Origin of the sequence: Cellvibrio sp. KY-YJ-3, assembly GCF_008806955.1 — a bacterium.
Lineage (GTDB): Bacteria > Pseudomonadota > Gammaproteobacteria > Pseudomonadales > Cellvibrionaceae > Cellvibrio.
The window spans coordinates 1,668,680-1,693,260 of the sequence record NZ_CP031727.1 but is presented as its reverse complement, the minus strand read 5'-3'; the positions used below and the strand labels follow the sequence as shown (position 1 = coordinate 1,693,260).

Below are 24,581 nucleotides of genomic sequence, written 5' to 3'. Positions count from 1 at the left end.
ACACAAATTACAGCAGCAAACTTAATTCATTATTAAAATTGCATAAAGGTAATGCCCAACTTATAAGTTGCACCGTAGCGCTCATACTGGGCATTGTAATTATGCTTGTTCACGTAGGTGTAATAGACCTCATCGGTTAAATTCAGCGCTTCAAAATGCAGCTTAATGGTTTCAGTCAAGTAATAACGCAGGGAGAAATCCAGCTGGACTTGATCATCCACATAGGCATCGTAATTTGCTTCCATGGGATCAAGCACTTCCAACAAATAATTGGATTTGTAATTGGCCGATAAACGCATGCTGATCAAATCAGATTCATAACCCACCATCAGGTTAGCCGAGGTATCCGACTGACTGGGCATGGGGATATCGCGTGCAATAAATTCACCGTCGTCATAACCACCAATTTCTGCAGTGGAGTCCACAAAGGTAGCGTTACCGCCAATCAATAAACCATCCCAAGGCGCCGGCAATTGCGTGAATTGTTTGGATGCCGCCAATTCAATGCCCATTAATTCTGCTGAATCACCATTGACATAAGTAAAAGCCTTATCAAATTCTTCATAACCGGCGGTGCCGCCCAAATCCGTTTGATAGGCAAAATTTTCTATATCTTTATAAAACACAAATGCAGAGAGCACGCTCGCCATGCCCGGGTAATGTTCAATGCCCAAATCAATATTGCTGGACTCAAGCGATTTTAATGCCGGGTTACCAAATTCTGCCTCAACATCACCGTCGTCCTCTTCGATTAACTGACCGGGTGATAACTGTGCAAAACCGGGGCGCACCACGGAATTAGTCCAGGCCGCACGCACTTGGGTTTTATCATCGATACTGTAGCGAATATGCAGCGCCGGTAAGAAGTAATCATCAGAGTTACTAAAGTTTTGCGTGGTTATTGCCTCATCTTCGCTGTTATACGAAAAGCCTTCAGCAGTGAAGTCTGTATTTTCATAACGCACACCGGTGAGTATGCGCCAGTTATCAATATCAATTCGCCCCATTAAATAGGCTGCAGAGGTATCTTCGGTAATCTCGTAATCACCAATACTGGATTCAGCGGTATCCTCTTCCAGCTCACCTATAGCTGCCTTTATCGCACGGGCATTGATTTGATTACCAAACTGACCCAGTTTGTAATCCACGGCCTCGCCGGAAAAAGCGCTCAGGGAGGTATCACCCACAAAATCTTCCGACGTCCAGACAGCCAAATCGTTATCCTTGCTGCGCGCCTGATGTTTTGCCCCAAATTTTAGTTGCGCAGCATTGCTACCCAATTCCAATTCGCGGGTGAAATCCATATTTACCGCCGTACTTTCGTCGTTGGTATTAGTGCTGCCTAACTCGACTTCATCCAATTTATAACTGGCACTTTGATAAAATTCGGCGGGCGCGGTCAAACTGATTTTTTTGCTATTGTTAAAGGAGAGATCAAATGTCTCATCGGCAATCACGTCATCGTCAATTTTAAATACGGCGCCCGCGATATTCTGCGGCTCGTCTTCGCTGGATTTGCTGTAAGCAACGCGATAATCCACCGTCCAATTATCCAGACGGGTCTGACCACCCAATGACGTAGAAAGAATTTTTTGCGTTTCAGTGCGATCTTTTAATTCACGTTGGACTTCTGCAGCGCGTGTTTGACCGGCAACAACCTCCTCTTCAAATTCAATAACGTTCGCTAAACGAATTTCCGCATCCGTGTATTCGCTATACAAATTACGCCAAAACAAATCGGTATTTTCGCTAGGTTTGTAATCCAGATTCAAAGTCAAACCAGAGCGCTCACGGGTAATACGATAATCGCGCTGCTCCATTTCCTCCAGGCGCGCCGCGTCCTCATCAAAATTCCATGCACCGCCGGTTTCGACGTTATCTGAACCGAATTCGCGCTTAAAAGAACTTACACCAAACGCAACACCTACATTATTGTCGTCATTACCGATACTGAATTGGTTACTCGCTGTGGCAGCAACTTTTGGGCTGTATTCCTCGGTGTTTTCATCAAAGCTGCCTTCGGCGGTTAATTGATAGAAAAAACCATCGCGATCAAATGCCGACAAACTCTGTACATCAATAGTGCCGCCGAGAGAGTTGGCATCCATATCCGGCGTCAAACTTTTTGTCACCGTCAGGTTTTCTAATAAGTCAGAAGGAATTACATCCAACGCCACCGCGCGACGATCGGCATCCGGCCCCGGCACACCAACGCCATTAATTGTCACCGCGTTGTAATCCGGGCTCATACCGCGTACACGTACGTAACGGCCCTCACCTTGATCACGCTCAATCGACAAACCCGGTAAACGTTGCAGCGACTCGGATACATTGGTATCCGGAAATTGGCCAATCGCATCTGCCGAAACCGAGGTAATAATATTGTCGGCGCTACGCTGTTTATTCAGCGCCTTATTAATGCCCGCCGCCTGACCAATAACAATGACGTTTTCAACCAAACCGGACACACCCTGCAACTGAAAACTGGCGCGCGTGGTTTTTAAATCTTCAACCACAATGGTGCGCGAAATATTATCCGCACCGATATAACTCGTCTCCAAGGTGTATTGACCGGGCTTTACATCCAAAAATACAAAACGGCCATCGCGCTGGCTTACCGCTTCGCGTTTTAATTCTTTAATGCGTACCTTGGCGCCCTGCAGGGCAATGCCTTTGTCAGTCGCTTTAATTTCACCTTCAATGCGCCCGTCGGCTGCAGCCTGAGCAGCAACACCGGCAACAACTAATGCCAGACAGGTTTTAGCAAACAGATTAGGTAATACGTTTTTCACAATGAGTCCCCAAGCGAGTGATTGATTTCAACAGCGCCAAACTAGGGTTGCTCTGTGACACTTCTGTTACCTGTAGCGCTTGCCCAGCAAAAATCATCTGAGCTGATTTGCCGCCCTTTATCACTCATCTCACTAAAAAAATATAACGAAAGAATCGCCCCATGCAGTCACAAAAGTGTCACAACAATTTGTTAAGGGTGTCAGCCATTATTCATATTTCACTGCTGTGGATTCACGCTCTATGCTCGCACTACACAAATGGAAACTGCTTTTTCTCGCACTGGCGGCCAATCTGGCTTTAGTTGGCAGCCTTGCCAGTGGCGATATAAAAACCACTAGCGAATGGAATTGGCTAGACATAGTTGGCGAGGGCGGCTTGGCATTGTTGGCATTAATTTGGCTGTTATTGATTTTGCACAGTCGCCCCGCTGGGCGCGTGACACAATTTCTCAGCTTGGGGCTGAGTGCGGTATTTATTGCTGGCTTTCAGGATTGGCTGGACGAATTCATTTATTTTCCCGAAGGGGCACTCTGGGATCACTGGATTGAATCGGGCTTTATGCCGATAGGGTTAATTTTATTAACCTTGGGTATTTATCACTGGCACAAAGAACAGCTATTAATTACTGAACAATTGCGTAAACGCGAGCGGCTTTTTCGTGAGCACCGCGGGCTTGACTTCACCACCAGTTTAAGCGGCGCACATTATTTACGCGTGCAATTACAGCACGAATTGGCACAGGGTAATCAGGAAAATCCGCTGGCGTTAGTGCTGATTGATATTGATAATTTTGCCCAGATTAATCGCCGCTATGGTAATCGTGAAGGTGACAATCTATTACATTCATTAAGCGAGTTATTGCTGCTCAATATTCGCCGCAATGATTTACTCTGCCGTTATGCAGGCGATCGCTTTGCGCTGTTGCTACCGAACACGGGCAAACTCATGGCCAATACTATTGCGGCGGAAATATCCCAGGCCGTGCGCCATTTTGCCTTTAAACCGCAACAACAGCAGGATAGTATTTTTCATTCCGTGAGCATCGGTATCGCCTTCAGCTGCGGGCAAACGGCAGAAGCAGATACACCCGACAGTTTAATCGCCCGCGCCACCCAAGCATTACTCCATGCCAAGGAACAGCGCGACTCGCAACAATTGCGCGCAGCTTGATATGAGCGAGTCTGTAGAATTTCCGCTGTGCCCTGTGCCGCCGGTTTACTACGAGCGGGACAGCGCTATAGTGCACTCCCACTTTTGGCCAACAGAATTTATCGACCTGGCACAGACAAGGGCAATTCCAGAACACAAGCTGCTGCGCCACACCGGTATTTTTTGCGAGGACATTCATCGCCCAGATCACCGCATCTGCCCGGAACAACTGCTGCAGTTAATCCAAAACATCACCAAAAATATCTCCACTGACGACCTCAGCTTTTTAGCGGGGCACCAATTGTTACCGGGCAAGATTGCGGTTATTAGCGATCAATTAATGGCTTCAACCAATCTCGATGAGTTGATTGATACCCTGCTGAAATACCAAGTGTTTTTAAGCCCACTGATTAATATTCGCCGCTGCTATGAAGGTGATGCGCTAGTGCTCTATTGGCAAGATGCCTGTGGCGCTGAGGATTCATTTATTTTTTTAGTAGAAGCGTTAACTACTGCTATCAGCAGCCTTGCGCGCTGGCTTTCCAACAGCCGCCTGCCTTGGCAATTTTATTTTTCCCATAAGGCACCGACCTATATCGAACAGTATGAAGTACACCTGGGCGGGAATATTCACTTTGATTGCCAGCGCAATGCCATGGCTATCGCCCGCGAATATTGTTATCAGCCATGGGTGAAAAATGCGGATATAACAGCAGAAATTTTTACAGATCACTCAACCAATATAATAGAGGCTCCCACCAAAGGCTTTCTTGCCGCCGTCTATGATTACCTGAATAGCAATATCGCCACTGATCCGAACTTAGAACAAACCGCTGCCGATTTCGGCATGAGCAGCGCAAGCTTTAAACGCAAACTCAAAAAACATCGCAGCCACTTTCAGGCCATTTACGATCAGGTACGCAAAGACCTAGCCGTTTATTGGATTAATCAGGAAGGCTACAGCAGCGAACAAGTTGCAAAAAAATTACATTTCCACGATGTCGCCAATTTACGGCGCGCGTTTAAAAAATGGACGGGGCTGACACTGCTGGCGGCGCGCAGTTAGCAGGAAAGGAAATATTTACTGTCGATCAGCCGGATGATTAACGCCATCATTCACTGGCACATTGGGAATAAGAAAAGGATTCACCCCCTCCAGACATCCCACGTTGTAACCATAAAGTTCTGGATTGGAGCGGCGCTGGTGGTGGGTGTAAATACCACATACCGAACAAAAATAATGTTTTGCTTGATGCGTATTAAATTGATAAAGCCGAAGCAGCGCCTCCCCTTTTACCACCCGAATTCCTGACAACAATGCAGACGCAACTACAGCCCCTTTTCTGCGGCAGATAGAACAATCACACCGACGCGGATCAACAATGCCATCTGGCAAATCAATCTCCAACTCCACTGCCCCACAATGACAAGTGGCTTTGTGTTTTGGCTGGATATCAGTATTACCCACACGCTTGATCATAGAAATATTCCTTAAGTTTTTCCTTCAAACCAGTTATCCATTTTTTCTGCAACGATAAAACAGTAATCTCCTAAATCATTTGCATAATTGTTAAGAATAGATTCAATCTTACCAGTTTCAATATCTGCTTTTAATTTCAACAACCCCGATTGCAGCTCTGCATCCGAACATAAGTTACGGAATGAGGAAATTCCAGACCTGACAGATTGGGATAAATAGATCTCAGGCTGATATTTTCCGCTGTAGAGAAAAAGATCCTTAATTGTAGGTGACACTGAAAATCTCTCAATCTCAACTACTCTAAGCTTCGCCACATGTAGCGCACACTGAATATTATCCAACAACGGCATTTGCTCAACAGAACGAGCAAGCATGTTAGGAAAATAATGATTTAACCAGTAACGGTTCATTTGCTCTGGCAAAGAGGTAAAAATAACAAACTTGCCAGAAGGCTGCAGCAGCCTTGCCACCTCGGCAAAAGCTCGCCCTAAATCAGCAAAATGGTGAATCGCCAATGAGCACAGAGCCGCATGAAAAGCATTTGAGCTATAGGATGTTTGTTCAACATCAAAAATGCTCCACTGAACGAGTGAACTTTTAGCTTTCGCCTGTGTAATCATCAACTCCGATTGATCAAACGCACACCACTCTCCACCAAGGCGCGCAAGCTCAACCGTATAGTTTCCCGTGCCGCAACCTATATCAATATATAAACCATCTTTCCTCACTGATAGCAGACGCGCCATAGCACTTAAAATTTCAGGATCAGCACATCTTGTTGTGTCATATCCATTTCCAATTTGGTTGTATATCGCAGTCATAACCTCATCCACAGGAAAGTTATTATTTAGCACAAGGTCGATGGCAAAAATCACGTTATTTTAAGGTCGTGACAATTCAACCAAATCGTTAGTAAGACTATAAAAATCCTTCCCCATTTTTCCCACACTATTTAATTGTGCTTGATTGATAAAACCATCCAGCCAAACAGCATCATCCACAAAAATAGTTTTTACATCCAACAACGCGGCGCTGCCGCCCATGGGGAGGCTGCTGAAACGCACTACTTCGCGCAGTGTGCATTCGTAGCGGACTAAGGTGCCGCGTACCGAGGGAGGTTTAACACTGTGACTTGTGCATTGCTCAAGTTGGGCGAAATCGAATTCGCTTTGTTCAGCGGGAAGTGAGGCGCAGGTCTGGTTCATTTTTTCCAGTAATTGTGCGTTAACAATATGTACCACGCATTCTTTGGTATCGAGCAAATTGACCAGCGTATCTTTATCGCCACCCTCGCGCGGATTGACTTGGGAGTACCAGAGGATTGGCGGGTTGCAGCTGGCCACATTGAAAAAGGAATATGGCGCTATATTGGCCACGCCAATTTTTGACAGGGTACTGATCCACGCAATTGGGCGCGGCGTGACACCACCTACGAGCAGACGATAAATTTCTTGCGGGTTTAGCTGGGTCGTATCGAACAACATAATAAAAGTCCGGAAAAGTGTATTGCTGAATTTTCAGCGATACTAACAAAAAAGGAGCCTTGCGGCTCCTTGATTGCGGATCATGTAATTTAGTTTTTCACGTCTTTCGGCAGCGAGTTGAGCGATACGATACGAGTTTTGCTGATTTTGTGGCGATAGATTTCGCGCAGGTATTTGATTGCTTTTTTCACGCTGTCGCGCGAGAGGCGAATATCGTTGATCGAGCAGAATTTTTCCGAGTCGTTGATTAACTCGCGGTATTTTTTCTCGTACATAGGTTTGATGGCATACCAATTGGTATCGAGAATTTTTGCCGGGTTTTCGTATTCATTAAGCATTTTATCCACGAGTGCCTCATCGAACTCCTCAGCGCGGATAAAGTCGAGCATGGCGCTATCCAGCTGTTCATCAAAACGGTAGGAGTCTTTGGCGAAGCAACGTTTGATAAAGGCGACAATTAAGGTGAGAAAGTCATCGCTCAAGCAGGGGCTTTTTACAATCAGCGTGGTTAAGGAAATATTCGCCGAGGCGCCAATCACCAAGGCATAGCGTTTTAATGTGGTATTGGGGAAGAGTGCGTTCAAATGGGATTTGAGTTTATTCAAATCCATGTAGCTGAGTTTGTAATCTTTTGGCAGGGAAATAATGGATACCACTGACGAGCAATTCTTGAAGAAGTGCAGGTCTTTTAAGGCGTTGGCGTCGTAACCTTTTTGCAGGTAGTTCGCCAGCGCCTCGCGGTAGCGTGCTGATTCAATCGGCAATAAACTGATGCCTTCAATCGCCTGGGTCACTTTATTAAAGTGCGGCAAATCGATGGAGCGATAGAACAAATCATCGATGTTTAATTCGCCGATTTTTTTGGTATCTATGCCGCGCAGTTTATCTACACCCTGCGGAATACTGGCGGGAATAACGGATTCCGCGTAAGCAACCGCGACGGGGCCAGCGAGGCTCATAAATAAATCGTTCGCGTCGAGGCGAATGGTTTCGCCAATATCGATACCCGCGCGGCGGAAATAATTTTCGTCGTAATCAGTAGTCACTGCTTGTGCGGTGAGGATGTTAAAAATTTGCTGGGAGATATATTGGTTGGCGTATTTCTCCATGGCGTTAACATCAATGTGTTGGATCGCGCCTTCATCGGTTTCTTCGGCGTAGCGCATGATGTCGTTGGAGATCAGCATCATCGCGTTCCACGGGCGAATACGATGCATCACACTCGCTTCACTGCTGTCTTCGTTATCGAAGTTGTAGGAGAAATCCCACTCTTCCGAGAGATATTTACACAGCAACCGCCCAGCGTTGATATGCAGCGCCTCCGACATTTCCACGCCGTGGTCGGAAATATTGGGCAGGATACAAATGCCGCTAGTGAAAATTGGCTCAAATACGAAGGAGTGGCCGCGATTACTGCTGTCCTCGGATTGGGCGCGCACATCAAAAGTTTTGCTCATGTAGGCGTATTGCTGGGCCAACCCAAATTCACTGGCCATACCTGAACCGGTACCGCCGCCGGCGCTGAAAATATAAAAATACAAGCGCGATTGGTTGGCTTTTATGCCGCAGGAATCGATGAGGTAAGAGTGCACAAATTTCCAATCGGGATTGGAAAAGCGTTGGGTATCTTTATTGAGAATAATTTTGGCGAGGTACTGACCGAGAATGGGCGCATTGCCTGAACCGCCCGCATGGACTTCCGACAAGTCCATGATTTTCATTTTGGTGTAATCCTTGAGGAAACCGGCGCGCTCACCTTTATGGGAGAAACGGATGCGGCCTTCAATATCTTTATCTAAATCGCCAAGCATCACCAAGGGTTCGATTAAAAATACCGGCTTGAGTTGATGCGAGCCTTTTAAATGCAAGCTGCGTTTGATCCAGCGCATGGGCATGTGATCCGGCTCGCGCACTTCTTTTTCTTCGCTGAGAAATTCATTCAGATAAAAGTTGCGCGCGTTATAAACCAAACTCGCCACATCTAACGCGATATTGGAACCGCAACGCCCCAAACCAATGAGGCAGACCGAGGGAAATTGCGGCTGCTTTTGGTTGTCGGCATCCTGTTGGTTTGCAAGGTGGGGGTAAACGCTATCGCGCAGGGTATCGAGGTTATGCAGAATTTTATTTAAATCCCGCTCGGTGAAGTACATGTAGCCATTGCCGTTAGCATTGGTGAGTGGACGACTGATAACCTCTACTTCCGCCTCGGGACTGGCAGTGATTACGTCGTCCAGTTCGGTGGATTCAGTGGTGCGGGAGGTCTTTTTGGTGGCCATCGATAGGGTTCCTTTTACATGCGACAAGGTTACGAGCGACTAAGTTAAGAGCGAAGGAGAGCGATATTTTTATAGCTATTCAATGGCCGATATTAGCCAAAGTACCAAACACTCTTAACGCTAGTCGCGACTGGCGATAAATACAAATCGCCAACCCTGTCACAGTAAAAAAAACACCTGATTGTTAAAGATCGCCCGCAGGTTCGAGCAGGTTGATAACCGGCTGGCTCACGCGCCGATTCAACGCCGCGAGCACCGCGCCATCGCGGGCGTAAATATCTGGCTTAAATGCCACTTTGGTATCGCTCACGGCATCCACCGTCCAATAAGCAAGCATGATGGGCACCCGCTTGGCGAGCGTCACATTGCGGGTTTTGCCGGTCGCCAGGGTTTTGTTGATGGCCGCACCGTCCCAATTGGGGGTTTCCTCCAGCAGCAACTCCACCAATTCCAATGCGCGCTCCACACGGATACAGCCCGAGCTAAACGCGCGCTGGCTTTTATTAAACAGGCGCTGGTGCGGCGTGTCGTGCAGGTACACCGCGTAAGGGTTGGGGAAACGAATCACCGCCTTGCCCAACGCCGCATCGTCGCCCGCATCCTGGCGCAGGGTGACATTGCCGGGGCGATACCAGTCGATGGTCGCCGGGTCCAATTGCTGGCCGTTGCTATCAAGCACGCGGATCTTATGCTCGCGCAGGTAACTTAAGTCCTTGCGCAGCTTGGGCAATATATCCTTGCGCAAAATGGTAGGTGGCACTGTCCAGGTGGGGTTGAGGGTGATGTAGTTGACCTCGGACTTGAACACCGGCGTAGTGCGGTAGGACATGCCCACCTGCACCCGGGACTTCCACAGCTCTTTGCCACCCTTGAAATAGGTAATTTTGAAACCGGCGATATCCACCAACAACAGCTCGTCGGGAATGTTGTGCAGCAACCAACGCGCGCGATCCAGATTGACCCGGATTTGATCCACCCGCGCCTGAGCAGAAATATTCAGCGCCGCCCGAGTCGCCGGGCCTATGGCACCATCGTCCTCCAGATATTGATCGCGCTGGAATTGTTTGACCGCCGCCACCAGGTATTCATCAAAGACCTCATCATTATTAACTGCCGCCGCGCTACTACTGGCAGAACTGTCACTTGATGGGTTCGGCTGTGTGCTGCCTTCGCTGCTATCCGACTCTGCAAGCTGGGCACCCAGCTCGCCAGTGATGGCAGGATCCAGTGCTGCGTAGTTGTTCGCCTCGCTTGCACCTGCCGAGCTAGTGCTCTTGGTTTGTGCCACCTTGGCATTCGCAGCAAGGCACGCCGCCACTGCCTGCACCTGCTCTTCATCGCCCGGGTGTTGATACTCACCGGTTACACGCAGGCGATCACGCAAGAGCGCAACTTGAGGGTCGATCATGCAGGGTTTTAGCGTGGAGCCCGCGGGCAGTGAGAACCATCCCCCCTGAGCGGCAAGCTCGCGGTAGCGGCTCAATCCGGCCTGCAAGCTGGTATAGACGGGGTGTTGGGGGCGCGTTTGGGCAAACACATCCTCTATCCGGCGAGAGTCAACGCCCTCACTCATCAACCCCGCCACCACGGCAGGCGATAATTCGTGCAGCTCGAAATTCCACTGGGGGTCCAGGCCGGCGGGATCGACCTTGCCGTTAAATAAATGATAGAGCGCGCGTAAATAAGCATTAGTAGCCAGCAGTTCCCACTCCACCAACTCACTGGCGATTGGCCGCTGACCGGTTTTTAACAAGCTGTGCATTTGGCGCAGAAAGCTGATGGAGTAATCCTCGGGGTCGAGGCCATCGGCGTGCAGCCCCTCCAGCGCTGAGATCAACTCCTGTAGACGGTTCAGATCAGACCAAGCCGGTTGAAAGCCACGCTGCTGATAAAAGCTGCTTACCGCCTGCGCCACAGGGCTGACCGTAGGCAAAGAGGAAGGGTCACCTGCTGGTGCCTGCAATGCCTGCACCCGGGCCTCCAACTCCGCAACTAACAAGGTGTTAGCCGCACCACGCAAATTCGTACCAGAATCCCTGGCCGCTTGCGCGGGTAATTCAAGGCTTAGTATTAAGCCCAAGGTTAGCAACAACAACCGCATAAACGAGCGCTCCTGCACGCTTAAAAAACAACGATGTATTTCCCAAAATGACTAAAAAAGGTCTAGAAACGGCATATTTTTTGATCAATTATTATTTGCCGCCTCAGGTTCATGATGCTAGCATTCAACAGCTTAACCCTGCTGCAAGGGTAAAAACATAATCTCACCTAGCAAGGCCGCTACAACTTCAATGACCCAGTGTGTCCGGGGATGTCCATGTTGTATTCACTATTGAAGGCCTTGTTTGTCTCGGCCTGTTTAACATTTTTGTGCTCTTCCGGCACCTTCGCCGCTCAGGATCGCCCCCTTACACTCCCCAAGCACACAGCTAACAACCCCTTTACGCACCCGGCTTTCGGCAAGGATCAATCCTTTCTGAACTTGCTGGATCGCCTCACCCGCGCGGCGCCGGGAGCCAATCCGCAAGTGATCAACATGGCGCTCACCGCGCTCGATTGCGCCCTGAAAAACGGCATGGAACCGGCGCGCAACCTGACCATGATCGACTATTCACTGGTCTCCACCCAAAAACGCCTGTGGGTATTTGATTTGGTGAGCGGCAAGCTGTTGTTCCACGAATTGGTCGCCCACGGCAAAAATACCGGTGAACACGTTGCCCGCCACTTTTCCAATACCTATGGCAGCCTGCAAACCAGCCTTGGCCTGTTCCGCACCAAGGAAACCTACATGGGCGCCAATGGATATTCCCTGCGCATGGAAGGTCTGGAAGAAGGGTTCAACGACAAAGCCATGGAGCGCGCCATTGTATTCCACGGTGCTCCCTATGTGGACTTAAAACTGGCTAAAAAACTCGGCCACCTAGGGCGCAGTTATGGCTGCCCGGCAGTGCGTAATGGCATCGCCCGTAAAGTAATAGACACCATTAAAGGCGACCAATTCCTGTTTTCCTACTATCCTGATAAACACTGGCTGGCGTCGTCCAAGTTTTTGAACTGCAACCGTCGCGAGCAGTTGGCCCAGCAAAACCTGCGTTAATCCCCCGCCTACCCGACAAGGCTGGTTTGCGCAGGATGATGCAAGCGCCAGTCTTAGTCTGTTAAGACATGTTAATCAAACCTTCATTAATCAGATTAATTTATCAAGCTGTGTAAAACCTGTCGCTGATCGGCGATGGAGCAGCTATATAGCCACTGTAATTACAAAACATAACAACGACCTGCAATCCCAAGGGAAAACACTTCATGAAAAACACACCACTAACACGCGCTATTGCACCTGTTTTATTCGCTTTTGCCGCCTGCTCTATCAGCACCCTGAGCACTGCTGCCGAAAGCAAAAAAGAGCCATGGCAGCTCGCTGAAGAAACCGAGGTCTGGGAGCCGGTACCACCGGTGGTATCCGCCCCAGCTAACGGTGTTCCCTCCGACGCCGTTGTATTGTTTGACGGCAAAGATTTAAGCAAATGGGAATCGGTTAACGGCGGCGCTGCTGCCTGGAATCTGGCCCAAGGCGCAGTAACCGTTGCAGCGGGCAAGGGCGATATTCGCACCAAAGAATCCTTCTGCGATGTGCAACTGCATATTGAGTGGAAAACCCCCACCGAGATCAAAGGTGCCGATGGCAAGTTGCTGGAAGGCCAAGGCCGCAGCAACAGCGGTGTGTTCTTCCAGGAACGCTACGAAATTCAGGTGTTAGATTCCTACAACAACAAAACCTACCCTAACGGTCAGGCGGCATCGGTTTACAAACAAACCATCCCATTGGCTAACGCCACCCGTGCACCGGGCGAATGGCAGACTTATGACATTATCTTCACCTCGCCCAAGTTTGACGGCGACAAGCTCAGCAAACCCGGTTATGTGACTGTGCTGCACAACGGCGTATTGGTGCAGAACCACGTTGAAATCCAAGGTGCTACCGAGTGGATTGGCAAGCCGGTTTACAAAGCCCACGGCTGCGCCCCGATCCGCCTGCAGGATCACAGCAACCCGGTGAGCTTCCGCAATATTTGGCTGCGCAAACTCTAAGATTTGGCTAATTTTTTATCTGTCCGCTGACAGTTTTGTTTTGCCTGAACTGTCACTTCTTTGCGCCGCAGCTAACACTGCGGCGCTTTTTTCATAAAATCGTACTGGTATAGATTATGTCTTTACTTAAAAAAACAGCACTGCTGGGCTCGCTGATTGCCTGCAGCCTGCCGCTCTACGCACAAAGCCCCGCCGATTTTTTCAAGGAAAACAAAGCGTGGGTCACCACCACCAAAGCCAGCGCTGTGGGCAACAAATTGCAACTGGCCCCCACCAGTAAAGATGGCTCTATCCTCGCATTGAGCGCTAGCAATGGCGAGCACTTGGTCGCCCACGAATGGCTGGGGGATTCCGTATTGGATATGGAATTTTTGGTCACCGAAGGCAGCGACGCCAAACTGTTTATCCAAGGCCGCTACGCGGTAGATTTAAAAAACGTCACCAACGAATGGCAGCACCTGCGCGCCAAATTCCGCGCACCACGCTACAACGAAGCCAGCATCAAAACCGAACCGGCACTGATTTTGGAAGTCACGATTAACGGCGATCCAGTGCTGACCAACGATATTCGCACCGGCCTGAGCGAAGGCTCCAGCATTCCGTGGGAAGGTACGGGCGGCCCCACCAGCTTGCTGGTCAAAAAAGGTCAAATGGCACTGCGCAATTTCACTCTAGCCGGCGCCGATTTCTCGCTGGTAATCCTGCCTAAAAACTCCGGTGAAGCTACCAACGAAAAAGAACTGGTGGATTTTGTGGCCTTGGGTAAAGAAACCTTTGGCGCTGTAGGCTGTAACGCCTGTCACTTGGTTTCCGCAGATGACAGCGGTGTCAGCACCGGACCTAACCTCTATGGCTTGTTTAAACGCGAGCCACGCAACCGCGAAGTGGTTGAGGGCGGCGAAGGTCATCGCTTTACGGTAAAAGCTGATCGCCAATACCTGCACCGCAGCCTGCGTGAACCCGAAGCCCAGTTAGCAATTGCCGAGAGCGGCGCCAAAAAAGGCGAAGCTTACTTGCCAATCATGCCCGCGTTTTCGGCGCAGGTTTTAAGCGATGTGCAAATCGATGCGATTGGCGATTACCTCGCCACGCTGAACATTCCAGCCGAACAAGGCCCGGCGATTAAATTACTCGCGCAAACCGGCGCGGAAGAATACGACCCGGTAAAAGATCGCCTGCAATTTTTAGTAGGTGATGAAGTGCGCATCCAACGAGGCCCAATGGTGCTGAGCGATGGCTTTGGCAGCTCGGGCCGCGCCATCCATGTAGGCACCCCCTGGGGCGTGAACTACACCTTTGATCCACGCCTGCTAGCCGTTACCAAAATTTGGCAAGGTGGCTTCTTGGATATGAGCGGCGAGTTTTTGAATCGCGGCGGCAAGGGTTTAAAAATGGGCTTTGAAAGCCGCGAAATTAATCTCGGCAGCAAAACCTTTTTAATCGCACCACTCAATGCCAAAGGCGATGTAATTGATTTCTCTTTTAAAGAGGCCCAGTTTGGCGATGCCGCCACGGTGAAAGCTTCACTGGAAAGCAAAGAGGATCACCTGCCCCGTGTAGCCGCGATGGACGCCCAGTTCCTGGGTTACTTCCGCGATTCCAAACAGAAGCAGCAACTGCCCAGCTTCAAGTATCGCGTAGGCAAAAACACGCTGGAGATTCAAACCAACATCGCTGCCGATGGCACAGTGACAGTCAACCTCACCGGTGAATTGGCCAGCCCACAAACCTTCGCACTGAATGGCGATGCGCTGCAAAACATCAGCAGCAAACAAGGGAAAATTGCCAACCAGCAATGGACCTTACCCGCCGGTAAAACCAAGGCCAGCCTGAGCGCCAAAATGACTTTGGCAAACAACCCCTGGCGCCCGGAAGTGGTGAAGTTTGATCACTATAAACAACCGGTAAAAATCACCGAATCCAAAGCCAATATGCCTGCGGGTTACAAAGTGGAAAGCTACTATCCGCCCAAAGATAATTTTGGTCGCGAGCAATTGTTTGAAGCCCTGGGTTTAAGCCTGACCGAAGACAACACAGTAGTAATCGCCACCCGCACCGCCGGCATTTGGCGCATGGTGAAAGGCCAGTGGCAATTGTTTGCGGAAGGCACTTTTGACAGTCTGGGCGTGATCGCCGAAGACAAAAAAGGCCTGACGGTTGTGGTTGGCCAGAAAGCCGAATTGACACGTATCAGCGATACCAACGGCGACGGCGTGGCAGATAAATTTGAAACCCTGTTTGATGCCCACTCCTACCACGGCAACTACCACACCTATATGCACGGCCCAGCGCGCGGTAAAGACGGCGCTTACTACATCAGCCTCAACCTCGCCCACAACGAAGCTGGCTCCAGCTACAAGGCCGGCGGCCAATACATGGGCACCGAAGGCGGCTTGGGCGGCTGGAATATTCGCGTCGAACCCAATGGCAAATTCACGCCATGGGCTTACGGTTTGCGCAGCCCCGCTGGCTTGGGCACTTCACCGGATGGCCGCCTCTGGTATTCAGATAACCAGGGCGAATACATGAGTACCTCCAAGATCTTTGTGATCGAAAAAGATGCCTACTACGGCCACCCATCGGCCTTGGTTGACCTGCCCGGCGTAACACCGGAAATGGCGGAAAAAACCCGTGACAGCATGCTGGAGAAACGTGCCGATGCGATTATTTTGTTGCCACATAACCGCGTCGCCAACTCACCCGGCCACCCGGCGTGGGACACCACCAAAGGCAAGTTCGGTGCTTTTGCCGGGCAGATGTTGATGGGCGATCAAACCCAATCCAATCTGCTGCGCATTGCGGTGCAAACCGTGGATGGCAAAGAGCAAGGCAGCGTGATGCCATTTATTGATGGTTTGGAATCCGGCGTAATGCGCCCACTGTTCCTGAAAGATGGCAGCCTGTTACTCGGCCAAACCGGTCGCGGCTGGCAGGCGAAAGGTGGTCATGTCGCAAGCCTCCAACGCATAGTGTGGGATGGCAAAACTGTCGCACCGGCGATTACTGAAATGCTGGCAACAGCGACCGGTTTTAGTTTGCAATTAACCCAACCACTGGCCGCGCAAATCACCGCAGAGCAGTTGCAATCGCTGCTGGCATTGGAGTCTTGGGTGTATCGCGATGCGGCGGATTACGGTTCGGATGAGCTGGGTATGCAGAAAGAAACCATCAAAGCCCTGCGCATCAGCGCCGACCGCAAAAGTATCGAGATTGATTTAGGTTCGCTCGTGCAAGCCAAGGTTCACCCACAGCAAACCGCGCGGGTGTATCATGCCAACCTCAACAGCAAAACACTGTTTGCGAAAGATGCACCGGAAAAAATGGAGGCTTATTACACACTCTATAAATTTCCCGCTGCGAAGCAATAGTTCTACGCTGTAAGGTAGAAGCCGGATAGCGGCATTTACTCTGGGACACGCCGTAAACCCATCCATGGGGGCTCGTCGTCGACATCCTGTCTCCCACGGTCCCAGAGTAAACACCGCTATCTGGCTTTTTCACGTCTGATGGATCGGTATTTTTAATTTTATAAAAGGCTTTATATGAAACACTTCCGTTTGACGCCGCTAATTGCAGCACTAATTACCCTGCCCGCAGTATCCGCCACCGAAGAATTAATCATTACCGGCAGTTACAACCCGGTCACCAACGAACAACTTTCTTCGTCCGTCTCGGTGTTAAATCAAGAACAACTGCTGCAACTAAGCAATCACAGTTTGATTGATGCCCTGCGTCAAATCCCCAGCTTATGGGTGGAAGAACAAGGTGGCCCCGGCGGTGTTACCTCGATTAATTTGCGCGGTTCCGAAGCCAATCACACGCTGGTATTGCTCGACGGTGTGCAATTAAATGACCCCACCAATACCCGTGGCGGCGCCTTCGATTTGAAAGGTATTAACATCGAATCCATCGAGCGCATTGAAATTATTCGCGGCGCACAATCTGCCATTTACGGCTCCGATGCACTCGCCGGTGTAATTCATATCATCACCCAAACCCCGGGCAAAAAATCCACCACTCTCAATGCAAGTATCGGTGAAGATGACTACGCCAGTACCGGCGTTGCGGCAAGCGGCGCAATCGGCCAAGTGGGTTACGCATTCAATATTCAAACGACCGACGCCGGTGAACCGGTTGCCGGTAGCACTGCTAAAAATAAAGAATTTTCTGGCCGGTTAAATTGGCAGCAAGAAAATCACGCCCTGAACTTTAGTTATCGTTATTTTGATGGCGAGCGCACCAGTTTCCCCGAACAAAGTGGCGGCCCGGAATACGCACAGCAACCCGATTTGGACAGCGGCGAATATACCGATAAAAGTGCAGCGCTCAGCTGGACTATGCAGGTTAATAATTTCTGGCAAAGTAAAACCACTGCAAGCTGGTATCAGCGCGACGAAAACCAAACCTCGCCCGGCATATTGCCCTATAACGCTGTACCACCCAACGGCGCCGTTATCGATTTTGAGCGCACCCAATTTAGCTGGATCAATACCCTCGGCGATCAACAAAAAGTCTGGGCGAATATTGGCGTAGAAACCAAACGCGAAGACGGCATCAGCGAAGGTTATTTATTCGCGCCAGATGTATTCCCGTTAGATTTTGCATTGGATCGCGAAATCAACAGCGCATTTATTAATGTGAATGCTTATGTAGTTAATGACTGGTTAGTGCAAGCCAGCCTGCGCCGCGACGACGCCGATAGCGCTGCCGCCAACGACTCAGGTCATATAGGCACACGCTATAAAATAAATGACGACATTTCCTGGTTTGCCAATTGGGGACAGGGCTTTAAATTGCCCAGCTTTTTTGCACTCGGCCACCCGTTTGTTGGCAATGCAAATTTAGTGGAAGAAACCGTCACCACCAGCGATACCGGTTTTGAATACACTCGCGATTTAATCAGTGCGCGTTTGAGTGTGTTTCACCACAAATACAAAAACCTGATCGACTACGACGGTGAAAACAACACTAACGTCAATCGTCCACCGGTAAAAACCCAAGGCGTGGAAGCGGAACTTAATTGGCAATTGCTGCAAAACCTGCACTGGCGCGTTCACGGCAGCTACGCCGACATCGACATGCCCAGCTCGGAAACTCACCTCTTAGGCCGCCCACAATCCACCTACGGCAGCGCGTTTTATTATTCACTGAATAATGCCTGGTCATTCAACGTAAATTATTTACGCGTAGACGAACGTTTCGCGGTAAGCCGCTACACCGGAGCCGGCGTAGAAGAAACTCTGGACGCGTACAACCGTATAGACGCTAACATCCGCTGGAACATTAATCCCAATACCCAGCTTGGTTTGACGCTGGAAAACCTCGCGGATGAAACCTACTACACCGACATAGGTTTCCCCACCGCTGGCCGCTTGGCGAAATTGAATTTGCGCTTGAGTTTTTAAGATTTAACTGCAGAAATAAAAATGCCCAAGCAATTTTTTGCTTGGGCGTTTTTATTTAGGCTCTAAGCAAACAAAAATGTTTGTTGCCGCGCTGCAGAATCCAATAGCGATCAAACAGGGCGAAGTGTTCTGCTAGATTTTCAGCCGCTGTTAGTTCGCCATTGATGCGCACGGCGTTGGCTTGTAGCAGTTCCCGCGCCTTGCTTTTGGATGGTGCGAGTTGTGCAGCAATCAGTGCATCCACTATTGGCATTTCTTTTTTTACTGCCACGCTGGGCAGGCCGTCCAATTCCAATTGTTGTAATTCGGGCAGGGTTAATTTATCCATACGCCCGGAAAATAACGCGTCGGTAATACGCTGCGCCGATGCCAGACCTTCGCTGCCATGCACAAAACGCGTGACCTGCTCGGCCAATATTCGCTGTGCCGCAGGCTTGCCGGTTGCGGTACGATCCTGCGTGGTGATTGCAGTTATTTCCGTGCAGGAAAGAAAGGTGTAGTAGGCCAGCAGGTGGTATACATCTTTGTCGTCGGCGTTTAGCCAAAACTGATAGAAGCTGTAGGGTGAGGTTTTCGTGGCGTCCAACCAAATAGTGCCACTTTCGGTTTTGCCAAACTTGGTGCCGTCAGCTTTGGTGATAAGCGGCAAGGTGAGGCCATCCACTCTTGCGCCGTTTAGCCGCCGGGTTAAATCGATACCACTGACAATATTGCCCCATTGATCGTTGCCGCCAATTTGCAGCGTGCAGCCATGGGTTTTGTTGAGCATGGCAAAGTCGTAAGCCTGCAGCAGCGAATAGCTAAATTCAGTGAAGGAAATTCCCTGATCAGGGCGCTCTAACCGCTGCCGCACGGATTCTTTGCGAATCATATTGTTGATGGAAAAATGTTTGCCCACATCGCGCAGAAATTCGAGCAAATTCACAGATGCCAACCATGTGCTGTTATTCACCCGTGTTAATGGTTGTGGTAAGTGGGGCGACATTAAACGCGCGATTTGTTCACTGAGTTGATCGCTCCACTGCGCTACTTGCGCAGCAGCATTTAAACTGCGCTCGGCCGCTTTAAAACTGGGGTCGCCAATCATGCCGGTCGCGCCGCCGATTAATGCGATTGCATTGTGGCCTGCATCGCTAAAGCGTTTCAGCATTAACAAGGGAACTAAATGGCCTATATGCAAGCTGCCAGCGGTAGGGTCAAAGCCACAGTAAACGGTTTGCGGTGTGCGCAGAAATTCCCGCAGTTGTGTTGGGTTTGAGGTTTGTGCAATTAAACCGCGCTCATGCAGTTCATCAAAAAATGTATCGGTCATGTTCCAGCTCCACCAGTAAATGTTCGCCTAGCCTAATGGGCAGAGCAGGCGGAGTGGATATCCCTATAGGGATAGTGCAGACAAAATGAAGGCGCTTGCTAACTAGATAGCAGATGGGTCAAAAACAATTGAAACAATTCGCTGAGTGAGACTACATGCAATTTGGCATAGATTTTTTTGCGATGGTTTTTCACTGTGCCGACAGAGATAGCCGACAGCTCGGCAATTTCCTGCGAATCAAAACCTTGTATTAATAACAGGGTTATTTCCTGCTCGCGCTTACTCAGCACCTCGGCACCAAATGAGCTGAGCGCGGCGGCTAGAAATTGTTGCAAGCCAGTTTTATTGAGCGCGCCCGCCGACATAGAAAAACTTTGTGCACCCCATTGCTGATTGAGCAGCGCATGAAGCAGCGGCAGCAAGCGAACCAGTTCGGTATAAACCGCTTGGTAGCGCGCCGGATTTTCATCCTTGTAACCCAGAAATAGCAGCAACCAACGGTTTTTATCCAAAGGACTGCAAATGCACAGCTCATCTTGCAGGCCAGTATTGCGAATAAAATTATGTTCATACTCGCGCCGTTCGCGAACATCGCTCACCACATCTTGCAAACGCAATACTGCCGCTTGCGTTTGTTGTTGCGCTGCGCGATAAAAGGGATCATCTAAATAGGAGCCAGTTAAATAGCGCTGAAATAAAAAGTCACGCTGGGTGGTAATGGAATCGTAAAGATAAATCGGGTGTTTATCCGCGCGGCAGCCCAGAATCAGCAGATGATCAAACTGCAGCTGTTGTTTGAGGTAGGCGGCTAACTGCGCGCTAAAACCCGGTAATTTCAGGCTGGCCACCACGCGGCCCAGCAACTCAATATCATTCGTCACCGGCTTTTAACCCCCACACCTGAAAATTGCGATAGCGGAAATGGCTCCACTGCATTTGGCGGAAACCGATTTTCCCACCGGCCAGTGGGCCGCCGGTATCGACACCCTTAATGAGCGGTTGGTTATCGATGTAATCAATCACGCTGCGCCCATCAATTAACAAGCGAATATGCGCGCCCTGTTTTATCAAGGTGATTTTATGGATGGCGGCGGATTGGGTTGGAATGCCTTCGCTGCCGGACTGCAACAAACTGAACGTATTATTTTTGCGCAGGTTAGCGTGGACTCGCCCCGGTTCATGGGCGACATTGGCGTAATAAGAGATGTGATAACTTTTTATGTTGCCGTTGGTATATTGCGTAAAGGTGCCATCGCGCGCGGGCAAGGAGGACGAAAAAATATCTTCGCCGTTTTCACCGATTGCGGCGAAAAATACAATTAATAATCCGGCATCGGTAGCGAGATTTTGTGCTTCCCAGGTAGCAATAAAACTGTCGGGGAAATCCTGCGGACACCAAAACACATGGTGTGCCGATTTATCCGGCGACCACATTTCCATCCAGCCATCGCGGAATTTTACCTGTGCATTACCTTCCATGATCCAGTTGGCAACCGTGCCCTTCTCACTCATGGTTGATTGGTAAAGCAATTCACCTTTGGCGGGCAAGGCGTGAGGTACTGGCGGTGTACTAGCTTCGGCAGCATACATATGCGATGAAAAAAACAAAGTTGCGACCACGATAAATACGCGTGCAATTGACTGTGCCATGGTGACTCCCGGAATACTATTTCCCGCAGTATTCCAAATAATCATGCGTGATTCATCCCCATTTTTAACGGCGGCAATCAATAGGCAAGCAAGGCAAATACATCATCCATATGCTGCGCCAGTGCAACATCCTTTTCGCTAATACCTGCTGCGTCATGGGTGGTCAGTTGCACAGTGACCCGATTATAAACATTGCTCCACTCCGGGTGATGATTCACCTTTTCACAATAGAGCGCACAGATCGTCATAAACCCAAAAGCATGTTGAAAATCAGAGAATTTGTATTGCTTACTTAACTTGTCGTCCTGCAGTGACCAGCCACCCTTAGTTTTATTCAACGTATCCAATGCTCGGGCAAGCTGTTCAGCTGTTAATTTTAATGTTGGCATATTCATCACCCTTCGCGCGTCAGATTAAATTCCCGCAACAGTACATCATCCAACTGCTCCGGCAAGACATTAACAATCACATCGTTTGCTCCCTGCATTTTTTTTAATTGATCCCCCGAAAGCAAGGTTCGCCCCTGCGGGTGCTGTTGCATTACTAAATATTGTTTTACAAATACGGCGTCAGGGTGAGTAGAGTTGTAATAATTAGGAAGTGAGAAATCCACCCACTCCATGGGGTAGAGATCAAAACAAAATTGGTTCGCCCACTCGCCTTTTACCAAGGCTTTTAAAACATATTCGCCCTGCTGATTTTGTACCAACATAAAGGTTTCATCGTCCTGCACCAGGGTTTCGCCAAGCTGATGTAAACTAATCGGTGCGCGTAAACCAAAACTGCCAAACCCGGTATCACATAACCAATGCTGCTCACCGAGTGAAACCAACAACACCATATGGCTCTTAGGGCGACGGTAGGGATAAAACATAGGGCGCGCACCAATAAGCCGATACTCAAACCCGAGCGCAGCCAATGCCATTGCAAACACACCATTCACTTCATAACAGTAACCACCACGCTGGCGATAAACTATTTTTTCTACGATATCTTCTGGTACCAATGAGACAATCTTGCCCGCTTGCACATCCAGGTTCTCAAAAGGCACACTGTGTAATTGCGCGCGCATTAACTGACGCAATCCCTCTGCATCGCATGCAGGCAGAGTTTCAAGGTTAATTCGCTGAAGGTAATCAGCCAGGGAGAAATTATTCGCGTTCATTTCAATCACTATCCATAAAAACATACATCATCGAGACAAACAAAAAGGCTTCCACAGTGGGAAGCCTTTTTGTTTTTATCTGTCCAACACCATAATTTTTCGGGTGTCCGGTAAAATTAATTCACCGTTATTAAATTCAGCCTGTGTTTTTTGCTGGCTGCGAGTAACTGCTGAGGCGCAATTACCGGTGGCTCTGAACCTGAGCGCGGTGGCGAGCATGGCTTCACTGCTGTCGCCGAGCTGATGATTCAGGTCGTCCTCTACACTGCAACCTTTGACGCGCGTGGTGCCGTTATCGCTGTTGGAGGGAATAAAACCATCGCTGTATTCACCAAAACCTTTGGCGTTAGCGCCTTTAAGCTGGATGGTGTAGTAGGTGGTGCCGCAATTATCTTCTGGATAAAAACCATAGGGTTTACCACAGGTGGTATCGCCAATTAAAAACACTTCCACATTGGCACCACGTAGGCCGTTGATAATGGCTTCGCTCGCAGAGCAGGTGGATTCACTGGAAAGAATAAATACGCGATTTAAGTGGAGCGAGGGCAAGGCAACATTTTTATTTAACCCGTACAATCCCTCATCCAGAAACGGGAAAGGCTCCAGACGCGGCTGTTTGGAATTTTGGATTTGTTCGTAAAACACCTTGTCCTGTACATTGGTGCCCGCAATCATGAAAGACGCGAGACTGGCAATGGATAACAAACCGCCGCCGTTGTAACGCAAATCCACAATTAAATCGCTGACCTCGGCAAACTTGAATTGACTGATCACCGTAACCCATTCGTCTTGCGATTTTTCCACGTGGGAATTAAATACCAAATACCCCACCTTTCCGCTGTCGGTATCAATCACCGAGTTGTGCAATACGGTTTTGCTTTCAATTTGGCCGGCCTGTAGCGATACCATTTTGCTGCTGCCATCCACTGCCTGCAATTCAAAATTGTGCGCTGCGCCCAACTCACTGGGAAACAGCCCTTCGTTAAGCGCCATTAATCCTGCATTGCTCTCTTCTGTTACTAAATCATAAGAATCGATTTTCATAATGCGATCACCGCGCTGTACGCCAGCAGTAGCTGCCGGTGAACCCGGTTCGACATAGGCGATGAAATAACGGCGCGGTGGTGTACTGGAATAGACTTTCAAGCGAAAGCCGTAGTCGTAACTGATGCCCGCTTCCCAGGCTTCGGCGTCCTCGGTGGGCTCGTAGAAATGGAAATTATCTTTGGGCGCACCGGAGCTGGTAGTGCGATTGGTTTTTAGCAGCAGAAAATAATCCTGCGGGGTTTGACTATCGATAGTGGGCGAGCGATCGGTAACTTCGTCAAACCATAGATAGGTTTCGTTAGTCCAGGCACGCAAAAAGTTTTTCTCGTCGGTGCGAGTACCCCTTTTATCGGGAAAGGTCAGGTTGGTGAATTGACTACGACCCGAGCGCGGTGCTTCGCAGAGGTTTTTAAAGGTGTCCGCATCGCGGTAAACACCGGCCACCCAGCCATTGTTATCGCCATTACCGCTAGTGTCTGCCGGCTTGGGGCCTAATACCTGGCTATCGCCACCGCCACAGGCGCTCAATACCAATGCCAGGGCACTCAGAGCCATGCCGTTTATCGCGTACTGAAATTTTTTCATCAAGACTGCGCCTCTGTGCCGACGTTGTAGATTATCCATTTGCGTTTCCTTTTAGAGCAAAGTAAGTCCAATTCATGTCAAACCGATCACACTGAATCCATTATTGTTAAAACTGTTTTCGCGGGGCAGCACAACCCGGATCA

18 protein-coding genes are annotated in these 24,581 nt (G+C 49.5%); 6 read left to right on the top strand and 12 right to left on the bottom strand.

What is annotated here, in order from left to right; all coding sequences use genetic code 11:
• Window positions 1–32: 32 nt before the first annotated feature.
• Entirely contained in the window at window positions 33–2,792 is a 2,760-nt protein-coding gene (locus tag D0B88_RS07100; RefSeq protein ID WP_151056171.1) for a TonB-dependent receptor, read from the bottom strand.
• Window positions 2,793–3,033: 241 nt separating this feature from the next.
• On the opposite strand from D0B88_RS07100, the gene D0B88_RS07095 reads away from it, so the two are divergent.
• Window positions 3,034–3,963, top strand: a complete 930-nt coding sequence (locus tag D0B88_RS07095) for a GGDEF domain-containing protein (RefSeq protein WP_040393354.1) — start codon at window positions 3,034–3,036, stop codon at window positions 3,961–3,963.
• A 1-nt stretch (window position 3,964) separates the two neighbouring features.
• Complete coding sequence (locus D0B88_RS07090; protein WP_191966541.1) at window positions 3,965–5,008, top strand: AraC family transcriptional regulator; 1,044 nt, start codon at window positions 3,965–3,967, stop codon at window positions 5,006–5,008.
• A gap of 15 nt (window positions 5,009–5,023) precedes the next feature.
• On the opposite strand, the gene D0B88_RS07085 is transcribed toward D0B88_RS07090, so the two are convergent.
• The 5 genes from D0B88_RS07085 to D0B88_RS07065 form a co-directional block, all read right to left on the bottom strand.
• A complete protein-coding gene (locus tag D0B88_RS07085; protein WP_007644968.1) occupies window positions 5,024–5,422 on the bottom strand; it encodes a GFA family protein in 399 nt (132 codons plus the stop codon).
• An 11-nt stretch (window positions 5,423–5,433) separates the two neighbouring features.
• Window positions 5,434–6,243 carry a class I SAM-dependent methyltransferase gene (locus tag D0B88_RS07080; RefSeq protein WP_151056167.1) on the bottom strand — a complete coding sequence of 270 codons (810 nt, stop codon included), beginning with the start codon at window positions 6,241–6,243 and terminating at the stop codon, window positions 5,434–5,436.
• A gap of 60 nt (window positions 6,244–6,303) precedes the next feature.
• Window positions 6,304–6,906 (bottom strand): flavin reductase family protein, encoded by a 603-nt coding sequence (locus tag D0B88_RS07075; protein WP_151056165.1) that lies wholly within the window; start codon window positions 6,904–6,906, stop codon window positions 6,304–6,306.
• An 89-nt stretch (window positions 6,907–6,995) separates the two neighbouring features.
• A complete protein-coding gene (locus D0B88_RS07070; protein WP_151056163.1) occupies window positions 6,996–9,185 on the bottom strand; it encodes a hypothetical protein in 2,190 nt (729 codons plus the stop codon).
• Window positions 9,186–9,369: 184 nt separating this feature from the next.
• A complete protein-coding gene (locus D0B88_RS07065; protein ID WP_225318573.1) occupies window positions 9,370–11,286 on the bottom strand; it encodes a murein L,D-transpeptidase in 1,917 nt (638 codons plus the stop codon).
• A gap of 216 nt (window positions 11,287–11,502) precedes the next feature.
• Between D0B88_RS07065 and D0B88_RS07060 the strand changes: the two genes are divergently transcribed.
• The 4 genes from D0B88_RS07060 to D0B88_RS07045 all read left to right on the top strand — a co-directional run bounded on the left by D0B88_RS07060 (window position 11,503) and on the right by D0B88_RS07045 (window position 18,679).
• Window positions 11,503–12,282: a murein L,D-transpeptidase catalytic domain family protein gene (locus D0B88_RS07060; RefSeq protein WP_225318572.1), complete on the top strand. Its 780-nt coding sequence runs from the start codon at window positions 11,503–11,505 to the stop codon at window positions 12,280–12,282.
• A 206-nt stretch (window positions 12,283–12,488) separates the two neighbouring features.
• Window positions 12,489–13,274, top strand: a complete 786-nt coding sequence (locus D0B88_RS07055) for a DUF1080 domain-containing protein (protein WP_007644984.1) — start codon at window positions 12,489–12,491, stop codon at window positions 13,272–13,274.
• 116 nt (window positions 13,275–13,390) lie between these two features.
• Window positions 13,391–16,642 (top strand): c-type cytochrome, encoded by a 3,252-nt coding sequence (locus D0B88_RS07050; RefSeq protein ID WP_151056156.1) that lies wholly within the window; start codon window positions 13,391–13,393, stop codon window positions 16,640–16,642.
• 174 nt (window positions 16,643–16,816) lie between these two features.
• A complete protein-coding gene (locus D0B88_RS07045; RefSeq protein ID WP_151056154.1) occupies window positions 16,817–18,679 on the top strand; it encodes a TonB-dependent siderophore receptor in 1,863 nt (620 codons plus the stop codon).
• A 55-nt stretch (window positions 18,680–18,734) separates the two neighbouring features.
• Here the strand turns inward: D0B88_RS07045 and tyrS are convergent, their stop codons facing one another.
• The 6 genes from tyrS to D0B88_RS07015 form a co-directional block, all read right to left on the bottom strand.
• Window positions 18,735–19,991, bottom strand: a complete 1,257-nt coding sequence (gene tyrS / locus D0B88_RS07040; RefSeq protein WP_151056152.1) for a tyrosine--tRNA ligase — start codon at window positions 19,989–19,991, stop codon at window positions 18,735–18,737.
• Window positions 19,992–20,089: 98 nt separating this feature from the next.
• The gene (locus D0B88_RS07035; protein ID WP_151056150.1) at window positions 20,090–20,872 is read right to left on the bottom strand and encodes a response regulator transcription factor; all 783 of its coding nucleotides are present in this window, start codon (window positions 20,870–20,872) and stop codon (window positions 20,090–20,092) included.
• Window positions 20,862–21,641 (bottom strand): DUF1961 family protein, encoded by a 780-nt coding sequence (locus D0B88_RS07030; RefSeq protein ID WP_225318571.1) that lies wholly within the window; start codon window positions 21,639–21,641, stop codon window positions 20,862–20,864. Before D0B88_RS07030 ends, D0B88_RS07035 begins: the two co-directional genes overlap by 11 nt.
• A gap of 77 nt (window positions 21,642–21,718) precedes the next feature.
• The gene (locus D0B88_RS07025; protein ID WP_315973058.1) at window positions 21,719–22,030 is read right to left on the bottom strand and encodes a 4a-hydroxytetrahydrobiopterin dehydratase; all 312 of its coding nucleotides are present in this window, start codon (window positions 22,028–22,030) and stop codon (window positions 21,719–21,721) included.
• Between the two features lie 5 nt (window positions 22,031–22,035).
• Window positions 22,036–22,806 carry an arylamine N-acetyltransferase gene (locus D0B88_RS07020; RefSeq protein WP_225318570.1) on the bottom strand — a complete coding sequence of 257 codons (771 nt, stop codon included), beginning with the start codon at window positions 22,804–22,806 and terminating at the stop codon, window positions 22,036–22,038.
• 75 nt (window positions 22,807–22,881) lie between these two features.
• Entirely contained in the window at window positions 22,882–24,438 is a 1,557-nt protein-coding gene (locus tag D0B88_RS07015; protein WP_191966540.1) for a S41 family peptidase, read from the bottom strand.
• Window positions 24,439–24,581 lie beyond the last annotated feature (143 nt).

Excerpts from the sequence above, each read along its gene's own strand:
- D0B88_RS07095 (WP_040393354.1), top strand. The coding sequence starts at position 3,034 with ATGCTCGCACTACACAAATGGAAACTGCTTTTTCTCGCACTGGCGGCC.
- D0B88_RS07090 (WP_191966541.1), top strand. The coding sequence starts at position 3,965 with ATGAGCGAGTCTGTAGAATTTCCGCTGTGCCCTGTGCCGCCGGTTTAC.
- D0B88_RS07085 (WP_007644968.1), bottom strand. The coding sequence starts at position 5,422 with ATGATCAAGCGTGTGGGTAATACTGATATCCAGCCAAAACACAAAGCC.
- D0B88_RS07080 (WP_151056167.1), bottom strand. The coding sequence starts at position 6,243 with ATGACTGCGATATACAACCAAATTGGAAATGGATATGACACAACAAGA.
- D0B88_RS07075 (WP_151056165.1), bottom strand. The coding sequence starts at position 6,906 with ATGTTGTTCGATACGACCCAGCTAAACCCGCAAGAAATTTATCGTCTG.
- D0B88_RS07070 (WP_151056163.1), bottom strand. The coding sequence starts at position 9,185 with ATGGCCACCAAAAAGACCTCCCGCACCACTGAATCCACCGAACTGGAC.
- D0B88_RS07065 (WP_225318573.1), bottom strand. The coding sequence starts at position 11,286 with ATGCGGTTGTTGTTGCTAACCTTGGGCTTAATACTAAGCCTTGAATTA.
- D0B88_RS07060 (WP_225318572.1), top strand. The coding sequence starts at position 11,503 with ATGTTGTATTCACTATTGAAGGCCTTGTTTGTCTCGGCCTGTTTAACA.
- D0B88_RS07055 (WP_007644984.1), top strand. The coding sequence starts at position 12,489 with ATGAAAAACACACCACTAACACGCGCTATTGCACCTGTTTTATTCGCT.
- D0B88_RS07050 (WP_151056156.1), top strand. The coding sequence starts at position 13,391 with ATGTCTTTACTTAAAAAAACAGCACTGCTGGGCTCGCTGATTGCCTGC.
- D0B88_RS07045 (WP_151056154.1), top strand. The coding sequence starts at position 16,817 with ATGAAACACTTCCGTTTGACGCCGCTAATTGCAGCACTAATTACCCTG.
- tyrS (WP_151056152.1), bottom strand. The coding sequence starts at position 19,991 with ATGACCGATACATTTTTTGATGAACTGCATGAGCGCGGTTTAATTGCA.
- D0B88_RS07030 (WP_225318571.1), bottom strand. The coding sequence starts at position 21,641 with ATGGCACAGTCAATTGCACGCGTATTTATCGTGGTCGCAACTTTGTTT.
- D0B88_RS07025 (WP_315973058.1), bottom strand. The coding sequence starts at position 22,030 with ATGCCAACATTAAAATTAACAGCTGAACAGCTTGCCCGAGCATTGGAT.
- D0B88_RS07020 (WP_225318570.1), bottom strand. The coding sequence starts at position 22,806 with ATGAACGCGAATAATTTCTCCCTGGCTGATTACCTTCAGCGAATTAAC.
- D0B88_RS07015 (WP_191966540.1), bottom strand. The coding sequence starts at position 24,438 with ATGAAAAAATTTCAGTACGCGATAAACGGCATGGCTCTGAGTGCCCTG.